Genomic DNA, 12344 nt, shown 5'->3' on the forward strand with positions numbered 1-12344 from the left:
GATCCCAGCCTCAGCGGCGTTTCGACGCCGCCATCATGTAATTGATGTCCGTGTCATGGGCGAGCCGCCACCCGCCTTGGAGCGGATCGAACACGACTCCCGTCTCATCAAAAGCGCTGAGGTCCGCCGCCGCCATCGCCCTGGCGAGTTCTCGCGGCGAAATAAAGCGGCGCCAGTCATGCGTGCCGCGCGGCGCCCAGCCCAGCACATATTCGGCGCCGACAATGGCGAAGGCAAAGCTTTTCAGCGTTCGGTTCAACGTCGCGGCAAACATCAGACCGCCCGGCCGGACGAGCGCGCCGCAGCAACGCACGAAGCCTGCAACGTCGAGCACATGCTCCAGAACCTCCATGGCGAGGACGGCGTCGAACGTGGCCGCCTCACCCGACAGAGCCTCGATTGTCGTCATGCGGTAATCGATCGAAAGACCGGATTTTTCGGCGTGGCGGCGCGCGACTTCGATATTGCGCGGCGCGGGATCGATCGCAGTGACGCGCGCCCCAAGGCGCGCCAATGGCTCCGCGAGGAGGCCGGCGCCGCATCCGGCGTCAAGGATGCGCAGCCCTTCGAGCGGTCGCGGCGCATAACGGTCGCGCGGCAATCCCTCGACCCGGAAATGGCGGCTCATCAAATCGCGCAGATAGGCGACGCGAACAGGATTGAGCTTATGCAGCGCCGCCATCGGCCCGTCGGCGCTCCACCAGTCTTCGCCGATCCGGTCGAATCGCGCGACGTCCTCCGGATCGACCGAGGATGGACCGGCCTCTTCCCGCTGCGCCATGGTTTGCATTCCGCCTGGCTTTATTGCATATACGCGCCGCGCCGGCTTGCCGCTTTCGCAAGCGCCCAAAGCGGCGATGCGCCTTGATAGGCCGCGCCGGCGGGTCATGGCAAATCCGCCGAAATCACCCCGTCTCGCTTCGGCCGAGCCCAAGGAGCTCCATTCGCGCGATGCCCCGTCTGGTTATGAAATTTGGCGGCACGTCGGTCGCGAATATGGATCGCATCCGCAATGTAGCGCGCCATGTCGCGCGCGAGCGCAAGGCCGGCTTCGACGTCGCCGTCGTCGTCTCGGCCATGTCCGGCAAGACCAATGAGTTGGTCGGCCTTTGCCAGGACGCCGCCAAGCTCTACGACCCGCGTGAATATGACGCGGTCGTCTCGTCGGGCGAGCAGGTGACGGCAGGGCTGCTCGCAGCTGTGCTGCAAGGAAACGGCCTGCCCGCGCGTTCCTGGCAAGGCTGGCAGGTGCCGATCGTAACCTCGAATGCGCATGGATCGGCGCGCATCCTTGACATCGACGGCTCGGCGCTTCTCGAAAGCTTTGCGGAGGGCGAAATCGCGGTGATCGCCGGATTTCAGGGCGTCGATCCGGCGACAAGGCGCGTCACCACGCTCGGACGCGGCGGCTCCGACACCAGCGCGGTCGCGATCGCGGCGGCGATCAAGGCCGATCGCTGCGACATCTATACGGACGTCGACGGCGTCTATACGACGGATCCGCGCATCGTGCCGAAGGCGCGGCGGCTAAACCGCATCGCCTTCGAGGAAATGCTGGAAATGGCTTCGCTCGGCGCCAAGGTGCTGCAGGTTCGCTCGGTCGAGCTCGCCATGACGCATAAGGTCAAGACCTTCGTGCGGTCCTCGTTCGACGATCCGGAGTTTCCGCAGCCCGGCACCTTAATGTGCGACGAGGAGGATATCGTGGAGCAGCAGGTCGTCACCGGCATCGCCTTCTCGAAGGACGAGGCGCAGATCACGCTGAAACAGGTCGCCGACCATCCCGGCGTCGCCGCGGCCATATTCATGCCGCTGGCCGAGGCCAATATCAATGTCGACATGATCATCCAGGTCGCCTCCGAGGATTCGGTGACGACCGACATGACCTTCACCGTGCCGGGCGCCGAATTCGAGCGGACCAAGGAGATTCTTCTCAAGGCGCAGCCGCAGATCGGCTTCGCCAGTCTTCATGGCGCAAGCGACGTCGTGAAAGTCTCGGCAATCGGCGTCGGCATGCGCAGCCATGCGGGCGTCGCCGCGAGAGCGTTCAAGGCGCTGGCCGAAAAAGGCATCAATATCCGGGCGATCACCACCTCGGAGATTAAATTCTCGGTGCTGATCGAAGCGGCCTATACTGAGCTCGCGGTGCGTACGCTGCATTCTCTCTACGGTCTCGACAAGGGCTGAAACGGGAAGAGCCGCCCGGGAATAGCGGCCTTCCGCGTTACAATTGCTTGCGGTTCGGGGCGCCCGCTGGTTAAACGGGACCAGGGCCGCAGCGCGTGCCCGAGACTCGTGCGGCGCGCTTTTGGGCGCCGGTTCAATGAAAGCGGCCGGAACAGGCCTGAACAGGAAACAGCCATGTATGGCGCACTCGGCGGACCGCGTCTGCTGCTGCGCCGGCTTCGCGAAGTCATGGCGGAGCCGGTCAGCCCGCAGGCTCGGCTCGACAAGATCGTCGTGCATATTGCGGCGAACATGGTCGCCGAAGTCTGTTCGGTCTATATCCTGCGCGCCGACGGAAGGCTCGAGCTCTATGCGACCGAAGGCCTCAATCGCGAGGCGGTTCATAACACCACCATGCGCGCGAGCGAGGGTCTCGTCGGCCTGATCGCCGAGACCGCCGAGCCGCTGGCGCTCGCCGACGCGCAAAATCATCCCTCCTTCTCCTATCGTCCGGAGACAGGCGAGGAGATCTATTCCTCCTTCCTCGGCGTGCCGATCCTGCGCGGCGGCAATACGCTCGGCGTGCTCGACGTCCAGAACAGGGCGCGGCGCGTCTATACCGACGAGGAAATCGAGGCGCTGCAGACGACGGCGATGCTGCTCGCCGAAATGATCGCATCCGGCGAATTGCAGTCGCTCGCCGAGCCTGGCGCCGACATCGCGCTGGGACGCCCGCGTACGCTCAAGGGATCGGCCTTGGCCGAAGGCGTCGGCCTCGGCCATGTCGTGCTGCATGAGCCGCGCATCATCGTCAAGCAGCTCATCGCCGAAGACATGAAGCAGGAGATGGCGCGGCTCGACAAGGCCATCGGCGAGATGCGGGAATCGATCGACAGCCTGATCGAAGCCGGCAATATGGGGCCGGGCGAGCACCGCGAGGTGCTCGAAACCTTCCGCATGGTCGCGCATGACCGCGGCTGGCTGCGCCGCCTGCGCGAGGCCGTCGCCACCGGCCTCACCGCCGAAGCGGCCGTCGAGCGCGTCCAGAACGACGCCCGCGCAAAGCTGCAGCGCCATCCCGAGCCCTCGATGCGCGAGCGGCTGCATGACCTCGACGACCTCGCCAACCGGCTGCTGCATCAGCTGACCGGGCAGAGCTATGTCGCGACGCATGACGAATTGCCGCATAACGCCATCATCGTCGCGCGCTCGATGGGGCCCGCCGCCCTGCTCGAATATGACCGTTCGAAATTGCGCGGCCTCGTGCTGGAGGACGTCGGCGGCGGCAGCCATGTCGCGATCGTCGCCAGAGCGCTCGGCATCGCCGCAGCTGGCGACGTCGCCAATATCCTCGACTTCGTCGAACCTGGCGACGCCATCATCGTCGACGGCGTCTCCGGCGAGGTGCATGTGCGCCCGGCGCCCGACGTCGAGCACGCCTATGCCGAGAAGGCGCGGCTCCGCGCCAAGCGGCAGGAGCAATATCACAAGCTGCGCGACCTGCCCGCCGTCACTCGGGACGGCGTCGAGATCGAGCTGCATATGAACGCTGGCCTCCTCGTCGATTTGCAGCATCTCGCCGAAACCGGCGCGCAGTCCGTCGGCCTGTTCCGCACCGAATTGCAGTTCATGCTCGCCTCGCGCTTTCCGAAAATGAGCGAGCAGGAACGGCTTTATCGCTCGGCGCTTGACCTCGCCGCGGGCAAATCGATCACCTTCCGCACGCTCGATATCGGCTCCGATAAGGTGCTGCCCTATATGACGCAGGTCGAGGAGGAAAACCCGGCGCTTGGCTGGCGCGCCATCCGCATCGGCCTCGACCGGCCTGGGCTTCTCCGCACGCAATTGCGCGGCTTCTTACGCGCGGGAGCGGGGCGCCCCCTGCGCATCATGTTTCCGATGATCGCGAGCCTCGCCGAACTGGAAGCGGCGCGGGCGATCCTCGACCGCGAAATCGCCCAGCTCAAACGCCACCGCCGCGAACCGCCCTCCGAGCTCAAGGTCGGCGTCATGGTCGAAGTGCCGTCGCTGCTGTTCGAAATCGACGACATCTGCCGCAGCGTCGACTTCATCTCCGTCGGCTCGAACGATCTCATGCAGTATTTTTTCGCTGCGGACCGCGACAATAAGCGCGTCTCCAGACGGTTCGATCCGCTCGCGCCGCCTTTTTTGCGCGCCTTGAAGCAGATCGCCGACGCCGCGCGCGCCGCCTCGACGCAGTTGACGCTGTGCGGCGAAATGGGAGGCAAGCCGCTTGAAGCCCTGGCTTTGCTCGCGATCGGCTATCGCAGCCTGTCGATGTCGGCCGCCGCGATCGGGCCGGTCAAGGCCATGATCCTGTCGGCGGATTTGCGTCTCGCCCGCGCCCTCGTGATGGCCCGGCTGAACGAAAAATCGACCGGATCAAGTCTGCGCGAAGGGCTGGCCCAATTCGCCGAGGATCATGGGATCCCGATTTAGGCCGCGGCCCCGAAACGATCGCCGCGCTTGCTAATTCTTTCAACGCATCAATCCGATCCGAAAAATCTGCAACTTTTCGGCGCGATGCTAAAGGTCCGACCAACCGCCATGCTGCCGCAAGAAAAGCTCGATCTCATCCTTCGCCGCTACGACGAGGTTTCCGCCCGCCTCAACGAGGCTGTGGAGCCGGCGCTCTATGTCCAGCTCTCGCGCGAATTCGCCGGCCTCGAGCAGGTCGCCGCCGCCATCCGCGACTATCGCTCGCAGATGCAGGAGGTCGAAGGCCTCGCCGCCATGCTGGCCGATCCGACGACCGATTCCGAGATGCGCGGGCTCGCAGAGGAGGAGCTGCGCGACGCGAAGGAGCGGCTCGAAGCGCTGGAGCATCAGCTCAAGATCGCCCTCCTGCCAAAAGACGCCGCGGACGAGCGAAGCGCGATCCTCGAAGTGCGCGCCGGCACGGGCGGCGACGAGGCCGCGCTGTTCGCCGGCGATTTGTTCCGCATGTATCAGCGCTATGCCGAATCAAAGGGATGGAGCGTCGAGATCATCTCTGCCAATGAGGGCGCGGCGGGCGGGTTCAAGGAAATCATCGCCGAGATTGCCGGCCGCGGCGTGTTCGCCAAGCTGAAATTCGAATCCGGCGCCCACCGCGTCCAGCGCGTGCCGGACACCGAAACGCAGGGGCGCATCCACACCTCGGCCGCGACGGTCGCCGTTCTGCCGGAGGCGCAGGAGGTCGACGTCGAGATCAATGAGGCGGATTTGAAGATCGACACCATGCGCGCGCAGGGCGCCGGCGGCCAGCACGTCAACAAGACGGAATCGGCGATCCGCATCACCCACATCCCGACCGGCACGATCGTCTTCGTGCAGGACGAGCGCTCGCAACACAAGAACCGCGCCCGGGCGATGGCGCTGCTGCGCTCGCGTATCTATGACGAGCAAAGGCAAAAGCTCGACGCCGAACGCGCCGCCGACCGGCGCTCGCAAGTGGGATCGGGCGATCGCTCCGAGCGCATCCGGACTTATAATTTCCCACAAGGGCGCGTCACCGACCACCGCATCAATCTGACGCTGTACAAGCTCGACAAGGTCATCACGGGCGAGGCGCTCGATGAAGTCATCGACGCGCTGACCACGCATCACCAGGCGGCGCTGCTCGCCGACAGCGAAAGCGGCGGGCTTTGAGCCTGCCCGCGCCGAGCGCCTGGCTGGTCTTCGCGCTGCTGTCGGCGGCCTTCGCAGCTCTGACGGCGATCTTCGCCAAGATTGGCGTCGCCGAGGTCAATTCCAATCTGGCGACGCTGATCCGCACCATGATCATCGCGGCGATCCTCGGCGCCTTCCTCGCCGCGACGGGCGGACTTCGGGCGCTCTCATCGATTCCCGCGCGGAGCTGGCTGTTTCTCAGTTTGTCGGCGCTCGCGACCGGCGCATCCTGGGCCTGTTATTTCCGCGCGCTTCAGCTCGGCGACGCCGCGCGGGTGGCTCCGATCGACAAGCTATCCGTTGTTCTCGTCGCAATCTTTGCGGTTATGTTCCTTGGCGAGCGCCTCTCCCCCGCCAATTGGCTCGGGGTCGGCTTCATCGGCTGCGGCGCTCTCTTGATCGCCTTCGGCAAATAGGCGCCAGCTACAGATCCTGCTCGCCGGATCTCGCTCGCGCGTCGAAGACGCGTTGCGCGCTCATCGCCATCCGATGATCGGTATCGAACACAAATTCGGTAATGAGGTAAACAACGCCATGTATAATGACGCGCGTTTCAGAAGCGACAGCCGCGTCTCCGGAATAAAAGCCGCAGACCTGCTTGCCGGCCTCGCGCGCAAGATCATTCGCCGCGAGCTCCGCGACCGGCTGCTCGACCAGCCTGTCTTCGAACAAGACCGCGGTTTGCCTTGAATCGCACAAAAATTCCGCGATGTGGACCACGAGCGCCGCTTCTACGATCATGTTCAATCCTTTGCGCAAACAATGAATGGAGCCGCCTGCAAGCGCCCCCTTCCCTATCCGCCGAGAACTGCCCTCGACGCGCGCCGCCGCCCGAAAAATCGGAAGTTCAGGACAACATACGCCCGGCGCGCAAAACGTGCGTTACAATTTTGTCGCGCAGCGCCTAGCGAAAGGCGCGCCAAACTATTAAACGAACCAAACCCATGGCTAAGCGTTTACCAAAGATGATCTTTTTTGGAGGAACGACGCATGCTCGGGAAACAGCCCGCGGGCCACGGTCATCTCCGCGCCAATGGAGCCGAGGAGTCAGCGCCCTGGCTCGACGCTTTGATCTACGCCGAAGCCGGGCCGGACATCCCTGAGACGATCCGGGTGGAAAGCGTCGCCTTTGAAGATGGCGAGGCCATTCCGCCGCTGTTTACCGCGCTCGGCGAGGGCGAATCGCCTCCGCTGCGCTGGCGCGGCGTGCCGGACGGCGCCGCTTCGATCGTCCTCGTCGTCGAGGACGCCGACAGCGAGACGCCGGAACCCTTTCTTCATGCGATCGCCGTGAAAACGCCAGGCATGGACGACGATCTCATTCCCGGCGCGCTCTGCCCCGAGAACGCCTTCACGGAAGGGCTTCTGCTCGGCGTCAATTCGCGCGGAGCCTCGTCCTGGACGCCGCCCGATCCGCCGCCGGGCCGCAGCCCGCATCGCTATGTCTTTCAGATCTACGCGGTCGACCGGCGCCCCGATTTTGACGCGCCGCCGGGACGGGCCGAGATCATCCGCTTCCTGCAGAGCCGAGCCATCGCAAAGGGGCGTCTCACCGGAATCTTCGAGCGTTCTGCCTAACTTATGGGCCAAGACGCATGGAACTTCCGCCGGGCAAACAAGCTTTATGAAAGGAGCTTAATTGCGCGGGACCGCTAGTGCGGTCCCTTTTCTACGCCACCCGAGAAAATGCGGGACTATCCCTATGTTGATTCGCTACGGATACGATCTGGTCTTTCAATGCTTTCAGCCAACGCTGATGGTTTGTCTGCTCGACTCGCATCAAGAGTATGATTATCGCGTCCGCTTCAAGAGTCCGTTCTTTACGACCCCGTCGATCGCGACGCAGACCTATTACGACACCTTCGGAAACTGCGTCAGGCGCTTCGTCGCGCCAGCCGGCGATCTCGCGATCTCGCGCGATTTCGTGATCGAGGACAGCGGTCTTGCCGACGGCTATGAGCAGGTCGCGCAGGAAGTTCCGCTGGAGTTCCTGCCCAGCGAGACGCTGGTCTATCTGCTCGGCAGCCGCTACTGCGAAACCGACAAGCTCGGCGACATCGCCTGGCAATTGTTCGGTTCGACGCCGCGCGGCTGGCCACGGGTCAAGGCGATCTGCGACTTCGTCATGAACCATCTGACCTTTGGCTATCAATACGCCCGCTCCACCCGGACGGCCTTCGAGGCCTATAATGAACGGGTTGGCGTCTGCCGCGACTTCGCGCATCTCGCAGTGACCTTCTGCCGCTGCATGAACATCCCCGCCCGCTACGCGAACGGATTTTTGGGCGACATCGGCGTTCCTCCGGATCCCGCGCCGATGGATTACAACGCCTGGTTCGAAGTCTATCTCGATGGACGATGGATTACCTTCGACGCCCGCCATAACACGCCGCGTATCGGGCGGATCACGGTCGCGCGCGGTCGCGACGCGACCGACATCCCGCTCGCGACGTCATTCGGCCCGCATATTCTCAAGCGCTTCAAGGTCTGGACCGAGGAAGTCGACGAATCCGTCGTGCGCGACCTGGAAAGACGCAGCGCTTAAACTCAGGCCGCCCCCCCTCTTGGCCGCTCGGCGGCGCCAAAACTGTGGCGCCGCCGCAGCACAGCGCCACAAAGCGCCTCTTCGGCTTGCGAAACCGCTCCCTGCTCTTGACCGCTTTGCGCGCTGAACGCGACGGTGTTTCTCCACGCCGCCGTGTCTGAGCGGCCGGCGGCCCCGGGGTGCGTAGCGTATGCGTCAATCCAGTTGGCATCAGCGGTCGCCCGTTGGCGACCGCGCACCGTCTCCGCGCCGCTTTGCCGCCTCGCTTTGCGCGATCGCCTGCGTCAGCGCCTTGAGCCTCTCGGGCTGCTCCAATATCAACGGCTTCCTTGAGCCCAATCCCGACGCCTTCTATGCGCCGGGCACGACGCATGTCGAGATGGTGGTCGCGACAACGCGCGCCCCGGCTGCGACCCGGGCGGTCATGTTCGGCGGCGGCCGGGCGGCCGAGCCGCAGTTTGCCGATATGCTGGTGTCGATTCCACCGACCGCCAACCGTAAAATTGGCGACGTGCAATGGCCAAAGCAGCTTCCCGGCAACGCCTTGACGGATTTCGTGACTCTTCGCGCCGACGTCATCAATCGGGATCAGGCGATCGCCACCTTTGCCCGGCTGTTGCGCGACTCCAACAAAAGCGAGGCGATGGTCTTCGTGCATGGCTTCAACCAGCGCTACGACGACGCCGTCTATCGTTTCGCGCAAATCCTGCATGATTCCGGCGCGCTGGGCGAGGTCGCCCCCGTGCTGTTCACCTGGCCCTCGAAGGGCAGCGTGTTCTCTTATGGCTACGACCGTGAGAGCACGAATTATTCGCGCGACGCGCTTGAATCGCTTCTGCGCTTCCTGGCGAAAGACCCAAAGGTCAAGAAAATCTCGATCCTCGCCCATTCGATGGGCAATTGGGTGACGCTCGAAGCGCTGCGGCAGATGGCGATCCGCGATGGGCGGGTTGCGCCGAAAATTCAGCTGGTGCTTCTGGCTGCGCCCGACGTCGACGTCGAAGTCGCCGAGGAACAGATCGCCTCGATGGGGCCGGACCGGCCGCATGTGGTTCTCTTCACCTCGGAGGACGACAAGGCGCTCGCGGCGTCAAAGGAAGTGTGGGGCGCGCCGCGCCTCGGCGCCATCAATCCCGACGTCGAACCCTACCGCACCATGCTGGCGAAGGAAAAAATTTCGGTCATCAATCTGACCACGTTCCCCTCGCATGACGAATTCAACCACGGCAAATTCGCCGAAGACCCGAAAGTGATCGAGTTGATCGGGCGCGGCCTCGCCTCAGGACAGGTGCTGACCGATTCCCGCGTCGGCTTCGGCGAAAAGATCATGCAGACGACGGCGAGCGCGGCGAGCTCCGTCGGCCACGCCGCCGGCCTCGTCGTCTCGGCGCCAGTGGCCATCGTCGATCCCGACACGCGGGACCATTTCGACGAGCAGGTCGATCAGTTCACCCAGTCGGTGAAGCAGATCGGGCCGACGTCCGAGCCGACGCGTTAGAATATTGTGGAAGGCGTCTTGTCGGAGGCAGAGGCAAGGCCGCCGCGCGCGGCGCAGATGACGCGGTGGCGGCCAGGCTTCTCGATCCGTGAAGGATGATTGTCGTCGAAGGGCGAACGACTTCAGGGAGATATCGACATAACGCCGGAGGTTCGCGGCTGCTCTTGCGCCGCGATCCGAACCCGAAAACCCAGCTTTAAGCCAGATCCGCCAGCCGCACCGCCGTGCCGGTCGCCAGAACGCGACGCAGGCTGACGCCGGACTCATCGGCGGGAGCGATCCCGTCGGTCACATAATTCACGTCGATGATCGCGTCCGCGTCTACGTCTTCGGCCCGGCGGATCAGCTCTTGCAGCGCGACTGCGCGCCAATCTCCCTGGGAGGCGTCGACCGGCCCGGCATGCCAGGCGGAAGCGGCGCTGATCTTCCCGATCGGGTAAAGGATGCGGCCTTCATTCACGAAGTCCGTTGAGCTGATATGCATAGACTTGTCTCCGGTGCGATCCACGATAGAAGCCAAGGGTTTCCCGAAACTTAAGCCGGGGGGCTCGCCCTCGTGTAAAGCGACTATCGCTGGTTCAATCTGAACCGTAGGTGACTTAGCACACCTTGCTGCACCGCAATATTCAAAAAAAGTTTGGGTTGAATTTCATAAACTTTAACAGTTGCTTAGTCTTTGTTGCGCCGCGCCGCCGGCCGCCGCTTTTGCGCCACAAACGGGCTCAATGACGGAAATGTCTCACGCCGGTGAAGACCATCGCCACCCCTGCCGCGTCGGCGGCGGCGATGACCTCGGCGTCGCGCAGGGAGCCGCCCGGCTGGATCAGCGCCGTCGCGCCGGCTTCGATCGCCGTCTCCACGCCATCGGCGAAGGGAAAGAAAGCGTCCGAGGCGACGACCGATCGCAGCGCCAGACTTTCGGGCAGCCCCGCCTGCCGCGCCGCTTCCGCGGCTTTGATTGCGGCGATGCGCGTCGAATCGACCCGGCTCATCTGACCTGCCCCCACGCCAACCGTCGCGCCGGACCTGGCGTAGACGATCGCATTCGACTTCACATGTTTCGCGACGCGAAACGCGAAAGTGAGATCGCTCCATTCCGCCTCGGTCGGCTCGCGCTTGGTGACGACGCGCAGATCCATATCGTCGACGACGGCATTGTCGCGCCCCTGCGCCAGGAAGCCGCCGGCGACGGGGCGAACAAAGAGGCCTGTCGCGCGGGGATCCGGCAGTCCCCCTGCGATCAGCAGCCGCAAATTCTTCTTGGCGGCGACGATCTCGATCGCCGCTTCATCGGCGTCCGGCGCGATGATGACTTCGGTGAAAATTTGCACGATTTCGGCCGCCGCTTTGGCGTCGAGCTTGCGGTTCACCGCCACAACGCCGCCGAAGGCGGAGACCGGATCGCAGCGCAGCGCCAGCCGATAGGCTTCTTCCAGGGTCGCGGCCTCGGCGACGCCGCAGGGATTTGAATGCTTGATGATCGCGACGGCGGCGGTCCGCTCCGGATCGAATTCGGCGACGAGTTCGTAGGCCGCGTCCGTATCGCCGATATTATTGTAGGAGAGCTGCTTGCCCTGGAGCTGGCGGGCGGTCGAAACGCCATAGCGCCGTTCGCCGGTGGCGTAGAAGGCCGCCTGCTGATGTGGATTCTCGCCATAGCGCAAGTTCAGCGCGAGCTTGCCGCCGATGGCGCGGAAATCCGGCGCATCCGCGCCGATCTGCTCTGCGAACCAGTTCGAGATCGCGGCGTCATAGACGGCCGTGCGCGCGAACGCCTTCTGCGCCAGCCTTTGCCGAAGCGCCAGGGTCGTCGCGCCGCCATTGGCCTCGAGTTCGGCAAGCAGAGGCGCGTAATCCTCGATTGCGACGACGACCGCGACGTCGTTGAAATTCTTGGAGGCGGCGCGGATCATGGCCGGGCCGCCGATGTCGATGTTCTCGATGCACTGGTCGAAGTCGGCGCCCGCGTCGATCGTCGCCTGAAACGGATAGAGATTGACGACGAGCAGGTCGATCGGCTCGATGCCATGGGCGAGCATTGCCGCCTCGTGTTCCGGATTTTCGCGAATGGCGAGAAGACCGCCATGCACCTTGGGGTGCAGCGTTTTGACCCTTCCGTCCATCAATTCGGGAAATCCGGTGACGTCGGCGACGTCGACGACCTTCAGCCCCGCCTCGACCAGAGCGGCATGGGTGCCCCCGGTCGAGATGAGTTCGATCCCGAGCGTGGTGAGGCCGCGCGCGAAGTCGATGAGGCCGGTCTTGTCGGAAACGGAGATCAGCGCCCGGGCGGCGCGGCGGAATTCTTGCGACATTTGAGGGAATCCAACAGCCCAAAGCATTTTCAGGCGAAGCGAATCGGGTCCCGAAAATGCGCTACAACGACGATCCGTAACCCAGATCGGCCCGCGGAAACGGCGCGCGCCGCCCCGCCGGACGACTGGCTGTTAGCATGAAGCGCGC

Annotated in this window: 11 protein-coding genes; 7 read left to right on the forward strand and 4 right to left on the reverse strand. The window is 64.1% G+C overall.

Going from position 1 to position 12344, the window contains the following annotated elements; translation table 11 throughout:
- Nucleotides 1-10: 10 nt before the first annotated feature.
- Nucleotides 11-781 (reverse strand): bifunctional 2-polyprenyl-6-hydroxyphenol methylase/3-demethylubiquinol 3-O-methyltransferase UbiG, encoded by a 771-nt coding sequence (gene ubiG, locus MSIL_RS07955; protein WP_012590581.1) that lies wholly within the window; start codon nt 779-781, stop codon nt 11-13.
- A gap of 170 nt (nt 782-951) precedes the next feature.
- Here ubiG and MSIL_RS07960 point away from each other — a divergent pair, with 170 nt between their 5' ends.
- The 4 genes from MSIL_RS07960 to MSIL_RS07975 all read left to right on the forward strand — a co-directional run bounded on the left by MSIL_RS07960 (nt 952) and on the right by MSIL_RS07975 (nt 6254).
- Nucleotides 952-2187: an aspartate kinase gene (locus MSIL_RS07960; protein ID WP_012590582.1), complete on the forward strand. Its 1236-nt coding sequence runs from the start codon at nt 952-954 to the stop codon at nt 2185-2187.
- 174 nt (nt 2188-2361) lie between these two features.
- Nucleotides 2362-4626 carry a phosphoenolpyruvate--protein phosphotransferase gene (gene ptsP, locus MSIL_RS07965; RefSeq protein WP_012590583.1) on the forward strand — a complete coding sequence of 755 codons (2265 nt, stop codon included), beginning with the start codon at nt 2362-2364 and terminating at the stop codon, nt 4624-4626.
- Between the two features lie 108 nt (nt 4627-4734).
- Complete coding sequence (gene prfA / locus MSIL_RS07970; protein WP_012590584.1) at nt 4735-5817, forward strand: peptide chain release factor 1; 1083 nt, start codon at nt 4735-4737, stop codon at nt 5815-5817.
- Nucleotides 5814-6254 (forward strand): EamA family transporter, encoded by a 441-nt coding sequence (locus MSIL_RS07975; RefSeq protein WP_012590585.1) that lies wholly within the window; start codon nt 5814-5816, stop codon nt 6252-6254. The genes prfA and MSIL_RS07975 overlap by 4 nt, the downstream gene beginning before the upstream one ends.
- 7 nt (nt 6255-6261) lie before the next feature.
- On the opposite strand, the gene MSIL_RS07980 is transcribed toward MSIL_RS07975, so the two are convergent.
- Nucleotides 6262-6579, reverse strand: coding sequence for a hypothetical protein (locus MSIL_RS07980; RefSeq protein ID WP_012590586.1), 318 nt, complete (start codon nt 6577-6579; stop codon nt 6262-6264).
- 249 nt (nt 6580-6828) lie between these two features.
- On the opposite strand from MSIL_RS07980, the gene MSIL_RS07985 reads away from it, so the two are divergent.
- From MSIL_RS07985 to MSIL_RS07995, 3 genes are all read left to right on the forward strand, one after another.
- Entirely contained in the window at nt 6829-7416 is a 588-nt protein-coding gene (locus tag MSIL_RS07985; protein WP_012590587.1) for a YbhB/YbcL family Raf kinase inhibitor-like protein, read from the forward strand.
- 124 nt (nt 7417-7540) lie between these two features.
- Nucleotides 7541-8383: a transglutaminase-like domain-containing protein gene (locus MSIL_RS07990; protein WP_012590588.1), complete on the forward strand. Its 843-nt coding sequence runs from the start codon at nt 7541-7543 to the stop codon at nt 8381-8383.
- Nucleotides 8384-8573: 190 nt separating this feature from the next.
- On the forward strand, nt 8574-9881 hold the full coding sequence (locus tag MSIL_RS07995) for an alpha/beta hydrolase (protein ID WP_012590589.1): 1308 nt from the start codon (nt 8574-8576) through the stop codon (nt 9879-9881).
- Between the two features lie 196 nt (nt 9882-10077).
- Here MSIL_RS07995 and MSIL_RS08000 read toward each other — a convergent pair whose 3' ends face one another.
- Nucleotides 10078-10365: a heavy metal-binding domain-containing protein gene (locus tag MSIL_RS08000; protein WP_012590590.1), complete on the reverse strand. Its 288-nt coding sequence runs from the start codon at nt 10363-10365 to the stop codon at nt 10078-10080.
- A gap of 238 nt (nt 10366-10603) precedes the next feature.
- On the reverse strand, nt 10604-12196 hold the full coding sequence (gene purH / locus MSIL_RS08005) for a bifunctional phosphoribosylaminoimidazolecarboxamide formyltransferase/IMP cyclohydrolase (protein WP_012590591.1): 1593 nt from the start codon (nt 12194-12196) through the stop codon (nt 10604-10606).
- Nucleotides 12197-12344: the final 148 nt, after the last annotated feature.

It is taken from the genome of Methylocella silvestris BL2, assembly GCF_000021745.1.
Taxonomy (GTDB): Bacteria; Pseudomonadota; Alphaproteobacteria; order Rhizobiales; family Beijerinckiaceae; genus Methylocapsa; species Methylocapsa silvestris.

Coding starts and splice junctions, on each gene's coding strand:
- MSIL_RS07990 (WP_012590588.1), top strand. CDS start 7,541: ATGTTGATTCGCTACGGATACGATCTGGTCTTTCAATGCTTTCAGCCA.
- MSIL_RS08000 (WP_012590590.1), bottom strand. CDS start 10,365: ATGCATATCAGCTCAACGGACTTCGTGAATGAAGGCCGCATCCTTTAC.
- ptsP (WP_012590583.1), top strand. CDS start 2,362: ATGTATGGCGCACTCGGCGGACCGCGTCTGCTGCTGCGCCGGCTTCGC.
- purH (WP_012590591.1), bottom strand. CDS start 12,196: ATGTCGCAAGAATTCCGCCGCGCCGCCCGGGCGCTGATCTCCGTTTCC.
- prfA (WP_012590584.1), top strand. CDS start 4,735: ATGCTGCCGCAAGAAAAGCTCGATCTCATCCTTCGCCGCTACGACGAG.
- MSIL_RS07995 (WP_012590589.1), top strand. CDS start 8,574: ATGCGTCAATCCAGTTGGCATCAGCGGTCGCCCGTTGGCGACCGCGCA.
- MSIL_RS07980 (WP_012590586.1), bottom strand. CDS start 6,579: ATGATCGTAGAAGCGGCGCTCGTGGTCCACATCGCGGAATTTTTGTGC.
- ubiG (WP_012590581.1), bottom strand. CDS start 781: ATGGCGCAGCGGGAAGAGGCCGGTCCATCCTCGGTCGATCCGGAGGAC.
- MSIL_RS07960 (WP_012590582.1), top strand. CDS start 952: ATGCCCCGTCTGGTTATGAAATTTGGCGGCACGTCGGTCGCGAATATG.
- MSIL_RS07985 (WP_012590587.1), top strand. CDS start 6,829: ATGCTCGGGAAACAGCCCGCGGGCCACGGTCATCTCCGCGCCAATGGA.